At 67.5% G+C, this 20068-nt stretch carries 15 protein-coding genes; 8 read left to right on the top strand and 7 right to left on the bottom strand.

Annotated features, from left to right (window positions below):
- A partial coding sequence (locus HWX55_RS13695) for an ESPR-type extended signal peptide-containing protein (RefSeq protein ID WP_279612678.1) occupies window positions 1–2255 on the bottom strand: 2255 nt, incomplete at its 3' end.
- 1483 nt (window positions 2256–3738) lie between these two features.
- Between HWX55_RS13695 and HWX55_RS13690 the strand changes: the two genes are divergently transcribed.
- Together HWX55_RS13690 and HWX55_RS13685 are read left to right on the top strand one after the other, a co-directional pair.
- Window positions 3739–4572, top strand: a complete 834-nt coding sequence (locus tag HWX55_RS13690) for a response regulator (protein WP_175976051.1) — start codon at window positions 3739–3741, stop codon at window positions 4570–4572.
- The gene (locus HWX55_RS13685; RefSeq protein ID WP_175976050.1) at window positions 4565–6916 is read left to right on the top strand and encodes a sensor histidine kinase; all 2352 of its coding nucleotides are present in this window, start codon (window positions 4565–4567) and stop codon (window positions 6914–6916) included. Before HWX55_RS13690 ends, HWX55_RS13685 begins: the two co-directional genes overlap by 8 nt.
- A 45-nt stretch (window positions 6917–6961) precedes the next feature.
- Here the strand turns inward: HWX55_RS13685 and HWX55_RS13680 are convergent, their stop codons facing one another.
- From HWX55_RS13680 to HWX55_RS13660, 5 genes are read right to left on the bottom strand one after another with little or no spacing between them, the layout of a single operon-like run.
- Window positions 6962–7267: a hypothetical protein gene (locus HWX55_RS13680; protein ID WP_244140562.1), complete on the bottom strand. Its 306-nt coding sequence runs from the start codon at window positions 7265–7267 to the stop codon at window positions 6962–6964.
- Between the two features lie 15 nt (window positions 7268–7282).
- Window positions 7283–8371, bottom strand: coding sequence for a galactofuranose ABC transporter, permease protein YjfF (gene yjfF / locus HWX55_RS13675; protein ID WP_175976049.1), 1089 nt, complete (start codon window positions 8369–8371; stop codon window positions 7283–7285).
- Entirely contained in the window at window positions 8368–9411 is a 1044-nt protein-coding gene (locus HWX55_RS13670) for an ABC transporter permease (RefSeq protein ID WP_175976048.1), read from the bottom strand. Before HWX55_RS13670 ends, yjfF begins: the two co-directional genes overlap by 4 nt.
- Window positions 9408–10922, bottom strand: coding sequence for a sugar ABC transporter ATP-binding protein (locus HWX55_RS13665; RefSeq protein ID WP_175976047.1), 1515 nt, complete (start codon window positions 10920–10922; stop codon window positions 9408–9410). The genes HWX55_RS13670 and HWX55_RS13665 overlap by 4 nt, the downstream gene beginning before the upstream one ends.
- Before the next feature lie 60 nt (window positions 10923–10982).
- The gene (locus HWX55_RS13660; RefSeq protein WP_175976046.1) at window positions 10983–11945 is read right to left on the bottom strand and encodes an ABC transporter substrate-binding protein; all 963 of its coding nucleotides are present in this window, start codon (window positions 11943–11945) and stop codon (window positions 10983–10985) included.
- A 376-nt stretch (window positions 11946–12321) separates the two neighbouring features.
- Here HWX55_RS13660 and HWX55_RS13655 point away from each other — a divergent pair, with 376 nt between their 5' ends.
- Window positions 12322–13350 carry a DNA topoisomerase IB gene (locus HWX55_RS13655; RefSeq protein WP_175976045.1) on the top strand — a complete coding sequence of 343 codons (1029 nt, stop codon included), beginning with the start codon at window positions 12322–12324 and terminating at the stop codon, window positions 13348–13350.
- Window positions 13351–13625: 275 nt separating this feature from the next.
- On the top strand, window positions 13626–15095 hold the full coding sequence (gene proP / locus HWX55_RS13650; protein WP_175976044.1) for a glycine betaine/L-proline transporter ProP: 1470 nt from the start codon (window positions 13626–13628) through the stop codon (window positions 15093–15095).
- Window positions 15096–15243: 148 nt separating this feature from the next.
- Here proP and HWX55_RS13645 read toward each other — a convergent pair whose 3' ends face one another.
- The gene (locus HWX55_RS13645; RefSeq protein ID WP_050013549.1) at window positions 15244–15477 is read right to left on the bottom strand and encodes a flagellar transcriptional regulator FlhD; all 234 of its coding nucleotides are present in this window, start codon (window positions 15475–15477) and stop codon (window positions 15244–15246) included.
- Between the two features lie 367 nt (window positions 15478–15844).
- Between HWX55_RS13645 and galU the strand changes: the two genes are divergently transcribed.
- The 4 genes from galU (at window position 15845) to HWX55_RS13625 (ending at window position 20059) form a co-directional block, all read left to right on the top strand.
- Window positions 15845–16729 (top strand): UTP--glucose-1-phosphate uridylyltransferase GalU, encoded by an 885-nt coding sequence (gene galU / locus HWX55_RS13640; protein WP_175976043.1) that lies wholly within the window; start codon window positions 15845–15847, stop codon window positions 16727–16729.
- A gap of 23 nt (window positions 16730–16752) precedes the next feature.
- Window positions 16753–17340, top strand: a complete 588-nt coding sequence (locus HWX55_RS13635) for a phosphatase PAP2 family protein (RefSeq protein WP_175976042.1) — start codon at window positions 16753–16755, stop codon at window positions 17338–17340.
- A gap of 326 nt (window positions 17341–17666) precedes the next feature.
- Window positions 17667–18860 (top strand): hypothetical protein, encoded by a 1194-nt coding sequence (locus HWX55_RS13630; RefSeq protein ID WP_175976041.1) that lies wholly within the window; start codon window positions 17667–17669, stop codon window positions 18858–18860.
- A gap of 62 nt (window positions 18861–18922) precedes the next feature.
- Window positions 18923–20059 carry a sialidase family protein gene (locus HWX55_RS13625; RefSeq protein WP_175976040.1) on the top strand — a complete coding sequence of 379 codons (1137 nt, stop codon included), beginning with the start codon at window positions 18923–18925 and terminating at the stop codon, window positions 20057–20059.
- Window positions 20060–20068: the final 9 nt, after the last annotated feature.

Here is a 20068-nt window from a genome sequence, read left to right as displayed (position 1 = left end):
TCGTAGGTGGCGCCGCCGCCGATCGCGCCGGCCGTGCTGTTGCCGAGGTTCGTGTTGTTGTTCGTGATCGAGCTCAGGCTGGTCGACAGCGAACCGATGCCGGTCGACGTGGCAGTCGACAGCGAGGTCAGGTTGCTGTTGGTCGAGCTCAAGCCGGTGGACAACGAACCGACGACGGTCGAGGTCGACGTGGACAGCGACGTGATCGTGCTGTTGGTCGAACTCAGGCCGGTCGACAGCGAACCGACGACGGTCGAGGTCGACGTGGACAGCGACGTCAGGTTGCTGTTGGTCGAGCTCAAGCCGGTCGACAGCGAGCCGACGACGGTCGAGGTCGACGTGGACAGCGACGTCAGGTTGCTGTTGGTCGAGCTCAGGCCGGTGGACAGCGAATCGACGGCCGTCGACGTCGACGTGGACAGCGACGTGATCGTGCTGTTGGTCGAACTCAAACCGGTGGACAGCGAACCGATACCGGTCGACGTGGACGTGGACAACGACGTGATGCTCGACGCCGTCGACGTCGACAGCGAATCGAGCGCCGTGTTCGTCGCGGCGAGTTGCGAGCCGTTGATCGCGTCCGTACTCGCCGAACTGATCCGCCCGGCCGCGACGTTGGTGATCTGACGCTCGCTGCCCGGTTTGCCGACGCTGACGACGCTGGTCGGATTGATGCCGTTGAAGGTGTACGTGACGCCGCCGATGACCGCGCTGGCCGTCGGATTCGGCGCGGCCGTCGTCGATCCCGAGCCGAGCGCGACATCGTTTGCGTTGTTGGCCACGGCCGACGCACCGAACGCGACCGCCCCCGCCGCCGCTGCCGTCGACGTATTGCCGAGCGCCAGCGAACCCGTGCCCTGCGCGTTGTTGGTATTGCCGATCGCCACCGCGCCGTCGCCGTTCGCGGTGTTGTTCGACCCCATCGTGACCGCGCCGGTGCCGATCGCAGTGCTTGGATCGCCGATCGCGACCGCGCCGTTGCCGCTTACCGTCTGGCCGAAGCCGAGCGCGACGGCGCCCGTGCCGCCGAGCACCTTCGAGCCATAGCCGCCCGCGACCGACCCCGCACCCGCTGCCGCGGCAACCGAGTTGGAATCGCCGATCGCGACGGTCGAGGTCGCCGCCGCGACGCTGTTGATGCCAACCGCCGTCGCATTCGTGGCCGACGCCGTCGCACCGGGCCCCAGCGCGCTGGCGGACACGCCGGTCGCGAGCGACAGATTGCCGAGCGCGGTCGCGAACTGCTGCGTCGCGCTCGACTGCACGCCCATCGCGATCGAACTGACGCCCGCCGCGTTGGCGTTCAGGCCAAATGCCAGTGCGTTGTCCGCACCGGCCGACGTGTTCGAGCCCATCGCGATCGAACTCGTGCCGAGCGACTGCGTGCCCGACCCCGGCACGCCGGCGGTGCCGCCCCAGCCGATCGCGATCGAAGCGGTGCCCTTCGCTCCGCTGTTGACGCCCATCGCGAGACCGGAATTGCCGGTTACCAATGCGCCGCTGCCCAGTGCGACACCTGCCGTGCCCGTACTCGTCGCCTGATTGCCGATCGCGACGTTGCCGGTGTCCGTCGCATGCGTCGCATAGCCGAGCGCGACGCTTTGCGCCCCGGCCGCGCTCGCCCCGAGACCCAGCGCGGCCGCATACTGGCCGGACGCGAACGCATTGTTGCCGAGCCCGATGGCGGAGACGCCGGTAGCTGACGCGCCGCTGCCGATCGACACCGTGCCGCTTTGCGTGGCCTGCGATAAATTCCCGATGGCGACCGCGTAGGGGCCTGAACCGATGGCCTGCACGCCCATCGCCACGCTGTTGACGCCGTTCGCTTGCGAGTTGATGCCGAGGGCCGTCGATCCGTCACCCATCGCGTGCGCACCCGGGCCCAGTGCCGTGGCTGATGTGCCTGCCGCCGTGGACAGGTTACCGAACGCGGTTGAATTCACCTGCGTGGCCACCGAACCGTTACCGACCGAGATCGAACTGGCGCCGCCGGTCGCGGAGCCGCCGCCCGCCGAATACTGCGCGTGCGCGCCAGCCTGAAACAGCCCGAGATACGCGGCCGCCAGCGTCATCACGATACGCCGCGGCGACGACCCTGCATGCGCGCCCGGGCGCACGGCGGCGCCCGCCTGCGCGACGTGCTCGGCCACACTTCTCGACGACGCCACCCGCTTCCCGCGCGCCCGGTCAAGTTCCGAAGCCGCAACCCAGGCTCCCAGTGCTTCGTTCCAGATCGACTTGAACGACTTGTTCATCTCGTGTTCCCTCGGTTCTCATGTGCTGGATGACGCAACAGCGAACGCGACATCAGGCGCGGCGCGGACCCTCTCCGCTTTCGCCTGCCCCGCGACGCTCCGCTTGCTACTTCGCATAACTAATAAAAACTACGAACAGCGTTGCTCGACACGCTCGACACCATCGCAACGGCACGGCCGATCGACGCGCGTGCCCGTTCGGCACGACTCGCGATCACGATCGCCGGTTAGCGGCTCATGGAAGTCGACGTCGCCTGCCCGGCGACGACACGGCGCACGACGCATCGCGAATCCGCACGCGCGCGCACCGTCGCACCCACCGAAGGGCGATTTCGAATCTCATTGGAAAAGCGTCGCTCGGACGCTGGACGAACGGACGCCGGCCCGCATCGCGGGCGGCCCGTCATGTTTCATTCAGGCGGCGAAAGACGCCACGCTGTCCCCTGGTCTGAAGCATGCGCCGCCGGATCGCTGACGCTGACAGCCGGCGCCGGATCGCTCGACCCGACGCCCTGACCTGCCATGCTTGTCGTATTCATATTTTTCGTATCCGCCTGATTCGATAGAGCGCCACGCGCGGCCCGCCGGATCGGTCAAGCCACCCGGCGGCCCACGCGAAGTCACTCACCCCTTTCCGTCCGGCGGGCGCCCGGCTTTCCGGATCCCCGGAAAAGCCAGCCACTCACCGAACGACCCCGGCATCGAATTAATCGATCGAATTTTCTTGACGATTTATTCTCGCCCGATGCCTCACACCCAGACCCATCCCGCCATTTCGCGACCCATCTCGTTTATCTGTGAATTTCGCGAATGATGACGTTTTCATTACCCTCGTGCCTGTTATCGTCTTGTAATCGTCCGAACGCCCCATTGGAATGCCATCAAACGATGTGACATTGAATATTGGCTACCCATGAAGCGACGGCGACAGCAATTTTTATGGCGGCCGGACGCATCCAAAAAACCGATTCCAGCCGCGTTGGGGCTAGTGTGCCGATATTCGTCCAGACAAACCTTTTCCGCAGCGGAAAAATACTTTTCCAGAGCGGACGACATTTACATTCATACACATCAGAAGGAAATCCGATTTTTCAGAAAGGTGAATACCGTCCTGTATTCGAACAAAACTCTTTCGATCGACAAGGAATCGATGGATTCGATTTACGCCGTCATCATCGAATTCGACACTACTTGCATTAATTCATCATTCGTGCCAATTTCATTCAAACCGTCATTTAACCGGAAATAAAGACCGGGATTTTATAAATCGATTCGGCACATTTTTCCGACTCATTTTCCCGACGAGCGGGACGACACCGCCGCGCCGCTGCGACGCCCTCGCGACGCCCCCGCGACAAGCCCCCACGTGCCGCACGGAATCCTCACAATCGACGCTGCTGTCGACATATAATTTTTCGCAACAATCGTCCAGATTGCGATGCCCCGACCTGACAGGCCACTCCCTTCCAACGCGTTCGCAACCATGTCATCCCGCTTGTCCAGTTCGGCGTCGCCACGTACCACGCCGGATCTCGCCGGCGCCCATATTCTGATCGTCGACGACCGCCCGAACGACCTGCGGCTCCTGACCGAAATCCTGCGCACCGCGCAGTGCCGGATCAGCGTCGCGTTCGACGGGCTGCAGGCGTACCACCGTGCGCAGGCCATCGCGCCCGACCTGATCCTGATGGACGTCCGCATGCCGCGCATGGACGGTTTCGCCGCGAGCCGGCTGCTGGCGTCGACGCCGTCGACGCAATCCATTCCGGTGATCATCCTGACGGCCGCGGGCGATCTCGAGGATCGGATCGCGGGGCTCGAAACGGGCGCGATCGACTACATCATCAAGCCGTTCGAACCGGCGGAAGTCATCGCGCGCATCCGCAATCACCTGAAGCGCGTGCGGCGCAGCCAGCCGTTCGCGCACCTGCCCGAACTGCCCGACAACCCCGACGCGGCGCTCGTGCGCGCGGCGAGCGACGTGCTGCTGCGCGACCTGCGCCATCCGCCGACCCTCGAGGATCTCGCGAAGCAGGTCGGCACGCACGAAAAGCGGCTGTCGCGCGTGTTCCGCGATCATCTCGGCCAGACCGTATTCGAGTATCTGCGCGACACGCGGCTGCGCGCCGCGATGCACTTCCTGTCGGAAACGTCGATGGGGATCGGCGACATCGCCGAGGAAATCGGCTTCTCCACACCCGGCAATTTCGCGACCGCGTTTCGCGAACGCTTCGGCATCACGCCGTCCGACTGGCGACGCCAGCGCCACGCGGTCGCCGCGCCGGCCGCACCGGGCGGGCGCCACGGCGATGCGTAGGCCCTACGCGGCATGGGCCGCGGGATGCCGCGCGTTTCGCGCGTTGCTCCTGCTTCTCGCGGCGCTGGCCGCCACGTATGCGACGGCGCGTGCCGCAACGGCGCCCAATCCCGCGCCACTCGAAGCCGTCTCGGTTTTCGAAGACGCCGGCAAGACGCTGTCGGCCGACGCGGTCGCCGCCCGGCTCGCCGCCCCGGCCGGCCACGCGGCCGCTGCCACCCCTTCCGTATTCAACGTGTCGTTTTCGCGCTCGGCGTGGTGGGTTCGCGCGACGCTGGTCAACCGCGACAGCGAGATGCGCCCGCTGGTGCTCGCGATTCGCGACGCGCGCGTCGATCGCGCCGACTTCTATGTCGACCGGCACGGCCAATGGATGCTCGAGCGCAGCTTCCCGACCGACCGCGGCGACGCGAGCGGTGCGCCGGCGCGCTACCCGACTCTCGACGTCACGCTGCGCGCGGGCGAACGGCTCCCCGTGCTGATCCGCATCACGTCGCGCAAGGAAATGCGCCTTGCGCCGGCCGCGTTCACTCGCGACGCGTGGATCGCGCAGGAATTGCACGCGTCGATGTGGAACTTCGGATTCTTCGGCGGGCTGCTCGCTCTCGTCTGGTGTGCGCTGCTGATCGGCTTTTTCTCGCGCAGCGGCGTGTTCCACGTGCTGGCCGCGCTGACCCTGAACACCGCGCTGTTCGAAGCGGCGTACCGCGGCTATCTCGCGATGCTCCTGTCGCCCGGCGCGCGCGAGTGGTCGACGCGCGGCGAAACGATCTTCGTGTACCTGTCCGTCGCGTGCTTCATCGCCTTCATCCTGATGGTCTCGCATCGCGAAAAGGCGAACATCCCGATGCGCGCGGTGTACGTGGTGTTTCTCGCGCTCGAATGCGCGGGGATAATCGGTGCGGCGTTCGGCGATCTGGCGACCTTCGCCCGGTTCTGCCTGTGGCTGAACACCGTGCTCGCGCTCGTCAACATCAGTCTCGCGCTGATGCTCGTGATCCGGCGCACGCCGACGGCCCGCGTGATGCTGATCGCGGTCGGGTTCGCGACGTTCAACATGCTGATCCGCATACTCGACGGCCGGGATGCGTTGCCGTCCGTGCTGTCATGGATCCACTCCGACGTCTTTCCGAACCCCGTCATCGCGATCATCGGGCTGGCGACGCACCTGCTGGTGCTGGCCGCATGGATCCACCACGTGGGCCGGCAGCGCACCGAGGCACGCAAGCGGCTCGAACACTGGCAGCTCACCGAGCAGGACCGGCTGCGCGACGAGGTCGCGCGGCGCACGGTGGCGCTCAACGAAGCGTTGCAGCAATCGAAGACGCACATGCAGCAGAAGATCGAGACGCTCGGCTATGTCAGCCACGACCTGCGCGCGCCGCTGTCGACGATCAACGGCTACGCGAAGCTGCTGTTGCAAGGCGCGACGCGCGGCCAGGCGCGGCTGATCCGGTCGATCGACCGCAGCATCCGCTACCAGCTCGCGCTGATCGACGAATTGCTCGCGTTCACGAAGGCCGAACTCCAGCCGCTCGGCGTCGCGCCCGATCGCACCGACCTGCCCGGGCTGCTGGACGACATCGGCCACTACGCGGCCGCGCTGTGCGAGCAGCAGCACAACCGGTTCGTCTATCGGCCGGTCACGGCGCTGCCGCGCACGGTGCGGATCGACGGCATTCGCCTGCAACAGGTGTTGCTGAACCTGCTGTCGAACGCGTCGAAATTCACGCGCGACGGCACGGTCGCGCTGTCGGTTCACGCGTCGCGCGAAGGCGAGGCATGGCGCCTGCTGTTCGAGGTCGCCGATACGGGCATCGGCATCGACATCGGCGCGACCGGTGACATCTTCCGCGCGTACCAGCAGGTGCAGGCGGTGAACGGCGGCACCGGGCTCGGCCTGTTCATCGCGCAGCGCATCGTCGCCGCGATGGGCGGCGAGCTGGCCGTCGCGAGCCAGCCGGGCGTCGGCACGACGTTCTCGTTCGCGGTCGTCGCGCCGGCCCTCGGCCATGCGCTCGCGCCGGCGTCGGGGCTCGTCAGGCGGTTCGATCCCGCCGTCGAAGCGGAACCGGCCAGCGCCGCGCCCGCGATGCGCTGCCCGCCCGCCGACGCGCTCGCCGAGCTGATCGCGCTCGCCGGCGAGGGCCGGCTGACCGATATCGAGGAATGGCTCGGCCAGTATGCGGACGAGCCGGACCATGCGCCGTTCGTGCAGGAAGTGCGCGCGCACCTCGATGCGCTGGACTTGCCGGCGATCGAAAAACTGGCCGGCTCGCTGAAACGCACGCGCGTCGGGGATACGTCGTTCGACACCGAGGCCGACACGACCGGGCCGGCGTGACGGCGCGGACGCAGGCGGCATGCGACCGGCATGCGGCCGCGCGCGTCACTCCACCGCGATTCCCGCGCGCCGCCGATCGGCCCGCTCGACCACGCGGGCCAGCCGAATGATATCGGTCAAGCCGAATTCGCCGGCATCCGGGCGCGGCCGGCCATGCTCGTCGGCCACGCGCATCGCGAACGCCAGCGCTTCGGAGCGCTCGCGCAGCAGCACCCGCAGCGCGTCGGCCACGATCCGGCAGTCGCGCGCGTCGCCCAGGTCGAGCAGCGGCCGACGGCCATGCTCGACGGCCAGCGCATCGGCCATGCCCGTCGTCAGATCATCGCGCTTCATCGTGTTCTCCTTGCGCAAGGGTAGTCGGTCGCACTACGATCGCCGCATCGTCGATACCAGCCCGATGTCCTCCTTGGGCGGCGCCGGCCGCGCGGGGGCAGCAGCCTGCGTCGGCCGCTGCGCGCCGAGCCCCGTGCCGCCGGTGCGGCGCCGCGTCGCGTGCCGCTCGATGACCCGCTGCAGCACGCAGAACACGCACAGCAGCGCGCCGATCACGATCCGCGTCCACCACGAACTCAGCGTGCCGTCGAACGTGATCAGCACCTGGATCGTGCCGAGGATGCCGACGCCGAACACCGAGCCGATCACGTAACCCACGCCGCCCGTGAGCAGCGTGCCGCCGATCACGGTCGCGGCGATCGCGTCGAGTTCCATCCCCTGCGCCTGCAGCCCGTAGCCCGACAGCACATAGAGCGTGAACACCACGCCGCCGAGCGCCGAACAGAAGCCGCTCAGCGCATAGACGCCGATCTTCGTGCGCGCGACCGGCAAGCCCATCAGCAGCGCCGAGCGTTCGTTGCCGCCGACCGCATACACGTTGCGGCCGAAGCGCGTGAAATGCGCGACGTAGATCGCGACGGCAAGCGTCGGGAGCGCGATCAGCGCACCGGCGCTCAGCATGCCGCTGCCGAGCGGCACGCTGATGCCCGCGATCGCATGGAACGCCGGCGCATTGATCGTGATCGACTGCGTCGTGATCAGGAAGCACGCGCCGCGCGCGAGAAACATCCCGGCGAGCGTGACGATGAACGGCTGCAGCTTGAAGTAGTGGATCAGCGCGCCCATCGCCGCGCCGTACAGCGCGCCGAACGCGAGCACCAGCGGCACGATCACCCACACGGGCCAATGCAGCCGTTCGGCGCCGACCGCGCAGAAGATCGTTGTCAGCGCAACGACCGAGCCGACCGACAGGTCGATGCCGCCCGACACGATCACGAACGTCATCCCGATCGCGACGATCAACAGGAACGCATTGTCGACGAGCAGCCCGGTCAATACCTGCATCGAGAAAAAGCCCGTGTACATCACGGACCCGAAGCCGAACAGCGCGGCGAACAGCACGATCGTCACGACGATCGGCAGCGTGCGCGGATCGGCGAGGCGGCCAAGGAAACGGGTCATCGCGGCGTCGCTCCGGTGGTGGTGGCGCGCGATCGCGCGGAAGGCAGCAGCCGCGACGCATGCCGCACGAGCAGCGCGCGCGCCGCGTCCGACTGGATCAGCGTCACGACGATCACGACGACCGCCTTGACGACGAGCGTCGCCTCCGGCGGCACGCCGATCGAATAGGTCGTGTAGGTGAGCGTCTGGATGATCAGCGCGCCGAGCACCGAGCCCGCGAGGCTGAAGCGGCCGCCGAGCAGCGACGTGCCGCCGAGCGTGACCGCGAGGATCGCGTCGAGTTCGAGCAGCAGCCCCGCGTTGTTGCCGTCGGCGCTGCGCACGTTCGAGCTCGCGAGGATGCCCGCGAGCGCGGACATCACGCCCGAGCACAGATACACGCCGAACACGATCGCACCCGAGCGCAGCCCGACGAGCCGCGTCGCGACCGGATTCACGCCGATCGCGCGAATGAACAGCCCGAGCGCCGTGCGGTTCACCAGCAGCGCGATCGCGCCGATCGTCGCCAGCGCGACCCACACCGCGCACGGCACGGTCGCGAGATAGCCGCCGCCGAGTGCGAGGTAGCCGGGCGCGCCGATCGGAATGATCTGGCCGCCCGTCAGCAGTTGCGCGATGCCGCGCCCGGCCACCATCAGGATCAGCGTCGCGATGATCGGCTGCATCCCGACGAAGGCGACGAGCAGCCCGTTCCACGCGCCGGCCAGCAGCCCGACGCCGAGCGCGGCGGCCAGCGCCGCGCCGACTTGCGACGGGTCCGCCTCCAGCACGGTCGCGGCCGCCGCGCCGGCGATCGCGACGATCGCGCCGACCGAGATGTCGATCCCGCGCGTCGCGATCACGAGCGTCATGCCGAGCGACACGATCACGAGCGGCGCCGCGCGATTCAGGATGTCGATCGGCGCGCCGAACAGATGGCCGTCGAGCAGCGCGATCGACAGGAAACCGGGACGATGCGCGACGTCCAGCGCGAACAGCAGCACGAGCGTCAGCACCGGCCACGCGAGCGAATGACGAAACAGCGTGCGTAGCCACGTCATGACTGGCCTCCTGCGATCAACCGGTAAACCTGTTCCTCGGACGCATCGGCGCCACTCAGTTCCGCGACCTTGCGCCGGTCGCGCAGCACCGCGATCCGGTGGCTCACGCGCACGACCTCGCCGATCTCCGACGAGATGAACAGGATCGCAAGCCCCTGCGCGCACAGCGCGAGCACGCGTTCCATGATGTCGAACTTCGCGGCGACGTCGATGCCGCGCGTCGGCTCGTCGAGAATCAGCAGCTTCGGGTCCGTCGCGAGCCAGCGCGCAAGCAGCACCTTCTGCTGGTTGCCGCCCGACAGCAGCCCGATCGGCTGCTCCGCGTCGCGCGCCTTGATGCCGAGCCGCGCGATATACGTGTCGGCGATCTCGCGCTGGCGCGCCCGACCAATCAGCCGCCACCAGCCGCGCCGCGCCTGCAGCGCGAGCACGATGTTCTCGCGGATCGACAGCGCGGCGACGATACCCTCCTTCTTGCGATCTTCCGGGCAGTACGCGATGCCGTTGCGCACCGCGTCATGCGGCGACGCGAGCCGCTTGCGCGCACCGTCGATCTCGATCGCGCCGGTATCGGGGCGCGTGGCGGCGAACGCCAGTTGCGCGGTTTCGGTGCGGCCCGAGCCGAGCAGCCCGGCCAGCCCGACGATCTCGCCGGGGCACACGTCGAGATCGAGCGCGCTCATCATCCCGCGCCGGCCGACCTGCTGCATCGACAGGAACGGCGCATCGGCCGCGGTAGTACGCTCGACCGCGGCGGCGCCGGCCTGCAACGTATCGGACATGCGCTCGCGGCCGGTCATCTTCGCGACGAGCACGTCGACCGGCAGATCGCGCGCGAGGTACTCGCCTTCGCGCTCGCCGTTGCGCATCACGGTGATCCGGTCGGACACCGCGTAGGTCTGCTCGAGAAAATGCGTGACGAACAGGATCGCGATGCCCGACGCCTTCAGCCGGCGCAGCACGTCGAACAGCCGCGCGACTTCGCCGTCGTCGAGGCTCGACGTCGGTTCGTCGAGAATCAGCACGCGCGCGTCGACCGACACCGCCCGCGCAATCGCGACCATCTGCTGTACCGCGATCGGATACGAGTCGAGCGAACGCGTGACGTCGAGCGCGAGATCGAGTTCGGCGAGCGCGTCGCGCGCCCGTGCGTGGATCGTCTTCCAGTCGATCGCACCGCGCCGCATCGGCTGCCGGCCCGCGAAGATGTTCTCCGCGACCGACAGGTTCGCGCACAGGTTCACTTCCTGATACAGCGTCTGGATCCCGGCCGCCTCGGCCTCGCGCGGCGCGGCGAAATTCACCGGCGCGCCGCCGACGCGAATCTCGCCCGCATCGTGCGCATGCACGCCGGTGAGCACGTTGATCAGCGTCGACTTGCCCGCGCCGTTCTGGCCCATCAGCGCGTGGATCTCGCCCGGAAACAACCGGAAGTCCACGCGCTGCAGCGCGCTGACGCCCGGAAACGACTTGTCGATGCCGATCATCTCGACCACCGGCGGACTCTGCATGCATCCTCCCTCGAAGCGTCGCCGGACGGCGGCCGCGAGGCCGCCGCCCGGGCGGACAGGTCAGTACTTGCGGGTCGGCAGCACCTGCGCCGCGACGTTCATCGGGAACACCGTCTCGTTGGTCACGATGCGCTTGGGCAACTGCTTGCCGGCGACCACGTCCTTCACCGCGGTCATCAGTTGCGGGCCGAGCAGCGGGCTGCATTCGACGTCGACGTTGATCTTGCCCGCGACCATCGCCTGGAAGCCGCCCTTGGTCGCGTCGAACGACACGACGCTGACGTCCTTGCCGGGCTTGATGCCGGCCTCTTCCATCGCCTGGATCGCGCCGAGCGCCATGTCGTCGTTGTGCGCGTAGACGACGTTGATCTGCTTGCCGTAGGTCTTCGCGAACGCTTCCATCACCTGCTTGCCGCCGGCGAGCGTGAAGTCGCCGCTCTGCGATGCGATGACCTTGAATTTCGGATTGTTCTTGATCACCTCGAGCAGGCCCGCGCGGCGATCGTTGGCCGGCGCGGAGCCGACCGTGCCCTGCAGCTCGACGATATTGATCGGGCCCGCATCGTTCTTGTAGCGCTCTTCGAGCCAGTGGCCGGCGCGCCGCCCTTCCTCGAGGAAGTCGGAGCCGATCATCGTCACGTACAGCGACGGGTCCTTCACGTCGACGCCGCGGTCGGTCAGGATCACCGGGATATGCGCGGCCTTCGCTTCGTTCAGCACCGGCTCCCAGCCCGATTCGACGACCGGCGAGAACGCGATCACGTCGACCTTCTGCGCGATGAACGAGCGGATCGCGCGAATCTGGTTCTCCTGTTTCTGCTGTGCGTCGGAAAACTTCAGGTTGATGCCGGCGTCCTTCGCCGCGCTCTTCACCGATACGGTGTTCGCGGTGCGCCAGGCGCTTTCCGCGCCGACCTGCGAGAACCCGAGCGTGATCGGCTTTTGCTGCGCGTGCGCGCCGCCTGCCAGCACCGTCGCCGCGGCGACGATCGCGCCGGCCGCGAGCTTCTTGATGAATGTCATGGTCCGTCTCCGATGATGTCGTTGTGTGCCGCGGCGCTGTTGTGTTTCTGCGTGGCGCTGGCGCGGATCGGGCTGCCCCGGCCGGCGTGTCGTGCCGGCATGGTATACAGGCCCCGCATCAGTGTAGGAACAAGTCCGATAACCTTCCAATGAAATATTGGATTGGGGCGATGCCGGAATCGGCATGCGTATAAACACCTAAACACGCGAGCAAGGCCAGAGGCGGCGGCGCACGGTTCTTGCTCCGTCGCAATGGCTGTTCGCACCCCATGCCAGGCGAGCGCCCTTCACGCGAACCCAAGGAGACAAGCATGATCGCTGCCCGTGAGCGCGGGTCGCCGCGCACCGCCGCCGCCGCCGGCCGGCGCGTCGCGACATGAAGCGGCCCGCTTCGAGCGCCGTCGCGGCGCTGCGCCATGTCGACGACCGCCAGCCCGGCTACACGCGCCGCCGGCTGCGCAACGGCTTCGCGTACTACGGGCCGGACGGCGCGCGGCTGCGCGATGCCGACGAAATCGCCCGCATCGACGCGCTGGCGATTCCCCCCGCGTACACCGACGTGTGGATCTGCATGGACCCGCGCGGTCATCTTCAGGCGACGGGCCGCGACACGCGCGGCCGCAAGCAGTACCGCTATCACCCGCAGTGGCGGGAAACCCGCGATGCGAACAAGTACGCGCGGATGGCCGCGTTCGCGCGGGCGCTGCCGCGTATCCGCGCCCGCGTCACGCGCGATCTGGCGCTGCCGGGCATGCCGCGCGACAAGGTCGTCGCGACGATCGTCCGCTTGCTCGATACGACGCTCGCGCGGATCGGCAACGCGGAATATGCGCGCGAAAACGGCTCGTACGGGCTGACGACGCTGCGCAAGCGCCATTTGAAGATCCAGCCCGGCCAGGTGCGGCTGCGCTTTGCCGGCAAGAGCGGGATCGAGCACGACGTGACGGTCGACGACGCGCGGGTCGCGCGGATCGTGCGGCGCTGCGCGGAGTTGCCCGGGCACGAGCTGTTCCAGTATGTGGACGACGACGGCGTACGCCATCCGGTCGGGTCGTCCGACGTGAACGACTACCTGCGCGAGGCCGGCGGCGCCGACTTCACCGCGAAGGATTACCGGACCTGGGCCGGCAGCGTGCACGCGCTCGGATTGCTGCGGCGCATCGAGCATCGCGGCGTGACGCATGCGCGCAAGCAGATCGTCGAGACCGTGCGCGCGGTGGCCGACCTGCTGCGCAACACGCCGGCCGTGTGCCGGCGCTGCTACATCCATCCGGCCGTGCTCGACGCGTTCGAGGCGGGCACGCTCGCCGCGCTCGCGGTCCGGCGTACGCCGCGCGGCCTGCGCGCGGACGAAGCGGCGTTCGTCGCGTTGCTGGTCTCCGCGAGCCGGCGCCCGGCGAGATGACCGTCCGCGCCGCGCCTCCGCCCGCCGGGGCGCGATCGGCATCGCTTCTTCCCCGCGTGTCGTTTACCACCGGGTTCCGGGCGCATGACCGATAGCCGCTCGCACCCGTTTCTCTAAACTGGTTCGCACAACACACCTGCCCGGTGTCATCCGCCGCGCGCGTCACGCCACCGGCATCGAGGCATCCCCGAGACATCCGCCTTCGCTGTCCGTCGGCCCGCACGCCCGCTGCATTCCCGCCGGCCGCGCCGCCAAGGCAATTCCAGGAGAAATCATTGAGCCCGTCGCAAGCGCGCCCCGCGAAAACCCGGTCTTCGCGCCAGTCCATCAAGCTGGATGACATCACGATCGTCGACCCGGCCGTTCTCAAGCGCGCGGTCGGCGCGATGGCGTTCGGCAATGCGATGGAATGGTTCGACTTCGGCGTCTACAGCTATATCGCCGTCACGCTCGGCAAGGTGTTCTTCCCCTCCAGCAGCCCGTCCGCACAGCTGCTCGCAACCTTCGGCACGTTCGCGGCCGCGTTCCTCGTGCGCCCGCTCGGCGGCATGGTGTTCGGCCCGCTCGGCGACCGCATCGGCCGCCAGCGCGTGCTCGCCGCGACGATGATCATGATGGCCGTCGGCACCTTCGCGATCGGGCTGATCCCGAGCTACGCGTCGATCGGCATCATGGCCCCGATCCTGTTGCTCGTCGCGCGCCTCGTGCAGGGCTTCTCGACCGGCGGCGAATACGGCGGCGCGGCCACCTTCATCGCCGAATTCGCGACCGACAAGCGCCGCGGCTTCATGGGCAGCTTCCTCGAATTCGGCACGCTGATCGGCTATACGCTCGGCGCGGCCACGGTCGCGCTGCTGACGGCCACGCTGTCGCAGGAAGCGCTGCTGTCATGGGGCTGGCGCGTGCCGTTCTTCATCGCCGGCCCGCTCGGCCTCGTGGGCCTCTACGTGCGGCTCAAGCTCGAGGAAACGCCGGCCTTCCAGAAGGAGGCCGAAGCACGCGAAGCGGACGAGCGCGCGCGGCCGAAGCAGCGCTTCGCGACGCTGCTCGTCGAACAGTGGAAGCCGCTGCTGCAATGCGTCGGCCTCGTGCTGATCTTCAACGTGACCGACTACATGGCGCTGTCGTACCTGCCGAGCTACCTGTCGGCGACGCTGCACGTGCGCGAATCGCACGGTCTCTTCATGGTGCTGCTCGTGATGGTGCTGATGATGCCGATGACGCTGTACGCCGGGCACCTGTCCGACAAGATCGGCCGCAAGCCGGTGATGATGGCCGGCTGCGTGGGCCTGCTCGTGCTGTCGGTGCCGGCGCTGATGCTGATCCGCACCGGCGGCATGCTGCCGATCTTCGGCGGGATGCTGATCTACGGGATCCTGCTGTCGACGTTCACGGGCGTGATGCCGTCGGCGCTGCCGGCCCTCTTCCCGACGCGGATCCGCTACGGCGCGCTCGCGATCGGCTTCAACGTGTCGGTGTCGCTGTTCGGCGGCACGACGCCGCTCGTCGCCGCGTGGCTGGTCGATCGCACCGGCGACCTGATGATGCCCGCGTACTACCTGATGGGCGCGTCGTTCATCGGCATCGTGTCGGTGCTCGCGCTGCGCGAGACCGCGCGCCAGCCGCTGCTGGGCTCCGGACCGTGCGTCGCGAGCCGCGCGGAAGCGCTGAGCCTCGTGCGCGGCGGCGCCGACGAAGCGCGGGTGCGCGACCGCAAGTTCACGGCGGTCAGCGAGCGCGCGTAACGCGGGCCTCTGCGGGCCGATGCGACGCCGCGCGGCTTGCGCGGGTGTCGCCGTTCGCGCGATCGTTCGAATGGGCAACGGGCTTGCCACGACGCCTCCGCTTCGCGGACGTGGGTCAGACGCCCATGCGCGAAAACCGGACGATGGATCATGCGCGGCCCGGCGCGTTTTCAGCGCGAAATTCGCAGACCAGTTCGCCGCCGACCGCGAGTTCGTCGATCTGATCGGCCGTCAGCGCGACGATCGTTGCGGCACTTTCATCCGAGATGCCCAATTGCCGCTTGCCCTGCTCGTAGTGGACACGCAGTATGCGCTGGGCAAGCACGAGATACGCGCGATTGAATTCCGCGATTGCGTCGAAGATATCGCCCTGTTCGGTCATGACCGCTCCCGAGCCGACGGCGGGTCTTGCGGGGCCGCGCGCGGCGCCGTGACCGGCCGTGCAGTAATGAATCCCTGAATCTATGTCAGGCGACGCGCATCATGCGGACAATTCCTAGGTCTGATCCGACATACGCGAAATCGCCGCTTGCAAAGCGATGATTCGCGATTCGCCATGCGTCGCTGTCGGATTCAGCCTAGATTCGGTCACCTCCGGAAAGCGGAACACCCCTACGATTTTCGGACGGCGTGCGGGGCCGGTGGCGCGAGCGCGCACGGTACCGTGCCAACGACGATCGCATTCACGCATCGTCGCCCTCTGTCGGCATCGTCGATGCCTGAACCCGAACGAGTGAAATCCGAAAACCATGTTGAAAGTGACGAAAGCCGTCTTTCCGGTCGCCGGTCTCGGCACGCGATTTCTACCGGCGACCAAGGCGAGCCCGAAGGAAATGCTGCCGGTCGTGGACAAGCCGCTGATTCAATATGCGGTCGAGGAAGCGATCGACGCCGGCATCACCGAAATGATTTTCGTGACCGGCCGCAGCAAGCGCGCGATCGAAGACCACTTCGACAAATCCTACGAGATCGAAGCCGAGCTCGAGGCGCGCGGCAAGGAAAAGCTGCTGTCGCTGGTTCGCGGCATCAAGCCGAACCACGTCGACTGCTTCTACGTTCGCCAGGCCGAAGCACTGGGGCTCGGCCATGCCGTGCTGTGCGCGGAGAAGCTGGTCGGCGACCAGCCGTTCGCCGTGATCCTCGCGGACGACCTGCTCGACGGTCCGACACCCGTGTTGCGCCAGATGATCGACGTGTTCGATCACTATCACGCGTCGGTGATTGGCGTGGAGGAAATCGCGCCCGAGGCCTCGACGTCGTACGGCGTGATCGACGGCAAGCGCTGGGAGGACAACCTGTTCAAGGTGTCCGGAATCGTCGAGAAGCCGGCGCCGGCGAACGCGCCGTCGAATTTCGGCGTGGTCGGGCGTTACGTGTTGAAGCCGAAGGTGTTCGAGCATCTGCGCGCGCTGCGGCCGGGGGCCGGCGGCGAACTGCAACTGACGGACGCGATCCAGTCGCTGCTGACGGACGAACAGGTGCTCGCCCATCGCTACGACGGCACGCGTTTCGATTGCGGCAGCAAGCTCGGGTATCTGAAGGCGACGGTCGAGTTCGCGCTGCGGCACCCGGAGGTGGCCGCGGACTTCGAAAGCTATCTGGCCGCGCGCATGTCGACGCCGCTGGCCGCCTGACCGGCGGCGCGACGCACCCGGTCATGTGGACGGCCATCAGCGATCTCGGCGACGCGGCGATGACGGTGCCCCTTGCGCTCGTGTGCATCGGCTGGTTGACGTGCTCGGCGACCGGGCGACGTTACGCGGCGTCGTGGGCGCTGATGCTCGCGGCCGGCATGACGCTGGTCGGCGTCACGAAGATGCTGTACGCCGGCTGCGGGGTCCAGATCCGCGCGATCGATTTCCGCGTGATCAGCGGACATACGATGCTCGCATCGGCGGTCTGGCCGATGACATGCGCGCTGGCACTGAGCGGCGGGACGTCATGGCGGGCGAACACGTCGCTGTCGCTCGGGCTCGCGCTCGGCGCACTGATCGGCGTGGCGCGCGTGTTCGACGACGCGCACACGCCGGCGGAAGTCGTCGCCGGCTGGCTCGTCGGCTCGGCGGTCGCGCTGGCGTTCGTGCGGCGGCATGGCGCGCCGCGTGTCGACGCGCGGTATCGCGCGCTCGTCGCCGGGTCGCTATTGGCCGTGTCGGCCGTCGCGTACGGCCGACACGCGCCGATTCAGGCGGCGATCGACAACTATTCGCCGTTTTTGTGCGGGCGGTTCGCGCTGCGGCCCTGACGGGCGCGGGTCGGATGGCACGGCGTGCGATGGCCGGCGCTGCCCCTCGCCAGCGCGGGCGCGCGCAAAACCGCTTCGTCGACCCCGCCGGAAAAAGACGGAATGCCGCCCGGATCGGACAACGCCGCTCGCCCGCCCGTCCAACCGTCTATGCTTGATCGCCGGAATCGAGTCGTCCCGAGCGACGACCCCGTATTCCGCGTGCGAACCGGCGAGCAAGCCAGCCCTGCCCGACAGGCACCTTGCCCGCGTCGCGACGCATCTCGCCGTACGGCGCCGGAACGGCCGGCGCGTGGCGAATCCGGAGTCTCCGATCGGGCGCACGCATGTCGACCTTGCTCTTTTCAGCCAGCGTACTGTTCTTCTCCCTCAACGCATTCAGCGTACGAGCAACCTTCGCCGCCTATTTCCTGCTCTGCGCGCTCGCCTTTCTTCGCGCGCCGACGCTGATGAACCGGCAGCGGCACCTGTTTCCGGTCTGTGCGTACTGGCTGATCAGCATCAGCGTCGCGTTCGTTCTGTCCGCGTTCGGCGATTTCTACGTGAACTTCTACGTCAAGTTCATGCTGATCCAGACGTATATCGCGCTGTGCTACTGGATGTTTGCCGGCGGCGTGCTCACGCGGGATACGCTCGACACCGCATGCCGGACGCTCATCTACGTCCACGCCGCGTTCTTCACGTTTCAGCTCGTCTATTACCTCGGCACCGGTACCTTCATCGATTTCGACAGCTACGTGCGCGAAGCCGACTCCGAAGCGCTCTACGCCACCAAGGCGCTGACCGACAGCCTGATTTCGATTCGTGCGCTCGGCCTGTATTCCGAGCCGTCGTTTTATGCGATGACGGTCGTGCCGAGCGCGGTGGCCCTGCTGCTATCGCAGCGGCGCATGACGCTCGCGCCCGCGGTCGGGTTCGCGACGGCGCTGCTCAGCTTCTCGGTCGCGTCGATGGCCGTGTGCGCCGCGTTGTGCGGGCTGCACATGCTCATCGGGCGCGGTCGGCTGCGGACCCGGATCGCCGTCGTCGTCGTCGCGCTCGCCTGCGTGCCCTGGCTTTACAGCGTGTACGACCAGCGGGTGAACCAGTCCGTCGACTACGATGCGGTCGGCAGCCGTACGCTCGTGCTGACCGAGCTGACCGAGCGCGACGTCGTCGCGGGCGTGTTCGGCGACGGCCTCTTCTGGGACGAGCGCAACAACGTCGGCAAGACGCACCTGCGCGGCTATCAGGTACGGGACAGCTCGTTCTACATCTACCTCGTGTTCGCCGCGGGCGTCGCCGGGTTCATCGCGTTCTTCGGTACGCTGGTCGTGCTGTTTCGCCGCAAGGGTCGACGCAAGTATCTGCTCTATCTGCTGCCGATCCTGCTGTTCAAATATCACGTGCTGTATGGCATGCTCTGGCTCACCATTCTGCTGTTCGTCGTGCTGGCCGACCAGGATGCGCCGCGGCGGCGCGCGGTTGCCCGCCCGCTTCCCAACCTGTCCGGCGACGAGCCCGTCGCGCATCCGACATGACATTACTCCGACATGCATCGACGTTTCGCAGGTCGAAACGATCGCTTATCGCGGCGCTGTGCATGACCTGCGCGGCGATGGTGGCGAACGCCGCCTCCGTACCCGCGCCGCCCGGCGAAGTCATCGCGCACAGTCCGGCCGCCACGCGCGTGTATCTCGGCTCCCCGTCGCTCGCCCTGCTGCCGAACGGCGACTATGTCGCGAGCTTCGACACGTTCGGCGCCGCAGCGGCACAGAACCGCGTGTCCGTGTTCGCGTCGCACGACAAGGGCGCGACCTGGTCGCGGCTCGCGGGCGTGCCGGACCAGTACTGGTCGTCGCTGTTCGTGCTGAACGGCGCGCTGTATCTGATGGGCACCAACCGCTCGATGGGCACGCCGTCGATTCGCCGCTCCGATGACGGCGGTGCGTCGTGGACCACGCCGGTCGATGCGTCCACCGGTCTGCTGCCGTATCCCGGGCGCTTCATCACCGGGCCGGTTCCGGTGCTCGTCGATCGCGGGCGCGTCTGGCGCGCGTATGAAAGCGTCGACGGCGGCGACCTGCGCGCGACGGTGCTGTCCGCCCCCGTCGACCGCGATCTGCTCGACGCGCGCAACTGGCGCATGTCCGCGCATCTGTCGTCGGACAAACGCTGGCTCGACGGCACATTCCAGTCGTGGGAAGAAGGCAATGTCGTCGGCAGGCAAGGCGCCGCGCCCGTCGTCATGCTGCGCGTGAACACGGCGAACGGCCCGGAGAAAGCCGCATTGGTGACGACGAGCGACGACGGCCGAACGCTGTCGTTCGACCCGACGCGGGATTTCGTCGACCTGCCCGGCGCGGGCAAGAAATTCACGATCCGCTTCGATCCCCAGTCGAAGCAATACTGGACGATCACGAATGCGGTGCCGAAGAGCGTCGGGCCGGCGAACCTCGAGCGCGTGCGCAACACGCTGGTGCTGCTGTCGTCGCCCGATCTGCGACGGTGGACCGCACGGCGCATCCTGCTGCAACACGCGGACAAGAAGCGGCACGGCTTCCAGTACGTCGACTGGCAATTCGACGGCAGCGATCTCGTTGCCGTGCTCCGCGTCGCGTTCGACGACCCGGAAGGCGGCGCGGCCAGCCAGCACGACTCGAATTTCATCACGTTCCTGCGCGTACGCCGGTTCCGCGACAACGCCGCATCCACTGCGCTGACACAAGAGTTGCAGTAGCCCCGGCCG

It is taken from the genome of Burkholderia sp. BCC1047 (assembly GCF_902833155.1).
Classification (GTDB): domain Bacteria; phylum Pseudomonadota; class Gammaproteobacteria; order Burkholderiales; family Burkholderiaceae; genus Burkholderia; species Burkholderia sola.
Note: the sequence above shows the minus strand (reverse complement) of the source record. Positions and strands in the feature narration are given on the sequence as shown.

Bases quoted from the DNA above. Each gene is read 5' to 3' on its own strand.
- HWX55_RS13690 (WP_175976051.1), top strand. From the start codon at position 3,739: ATGTCATCCCGCTTGTCCAGTTCGGCGTCGCCACGTACCACGCCGGAT.
- HWX55_RS13685 (WP_175976050.1), top strand. From the start codon at position 4,565: ATGCGTAGGCCCTACGCGGCATGGGCCGCGGGATGCCGCGCGTTTCGC.
- yjfF (WP_175976049.1), bottom strand. From the start codon at position 8,371: ATGACCCGTTTCCTTGGCCGCCTCGCCGATCCGCGCACGCTGCCGATC.
- HWX55_RS13670 (WP_175976048.1), bottom strand. From the start codon at position 9,411: ATGACGTGGCTACGCACGCTGTTTCGTCATTCGCTCGCGTGGCCGGTG.
- HWX55_RS13665 (WP_175976047.1), bottom strand. From the start codon at position 10,922: ATGCAGAGTCCGCCGGTGGTCGAGATGATCGGCATCGACAAGTCGTTT.
- HWX55_RS13660 (WP_175976046.1), bottom strand. From the start codon at position 11,945: ATGACATTCATCAAGAAGCTCGCGGCCGGCGCGATCGTCGCCGCGGCG.
- HWX55_RS13655 (WP_175976045.1), top strand. From the start codon at position 12,322: ATGAAGCGGCCCGCTTCGAGCGCCGTCGCGGCGCTGCGCCATGTCGAC.
- HWX55_RS13645 (WP_050013549.1), bottom strand. From the start codon at position 15,477: ATGACCGAACAGGGCGATATCTTCGACGCAATCGCGGAATTCAATCGC.
- galU (WP_175976043.1), top strand. From the start codon at position 15,845: ATGTTGAAAGTGACGAAAGCCGTCTTTCCGGTCGCCGGTCTCGGCACG.
- HWX55_RS13635 (WP_175976042.1), top strand. From the start codon at position 16,753: ATGTGGACGGCCATCAGCGATCTCGGCGACGCGGCGATGACGGTGCCC.
- HWX55_RS13630 (WP_175976041.1), top strand. From the start codon at position 17,667: ATGTCGACCTTGCTCTTTTCAGCCAGCGTACTGTTCTTCTCCCTCAAC.
- HWX55_RS13625 (WP_175976040.1), top strand. From the start codon at position 18,923: ATGACCTGCGCGGCGATGGTGGCGAACGCCGCCTCCGTACCCGCGCCG.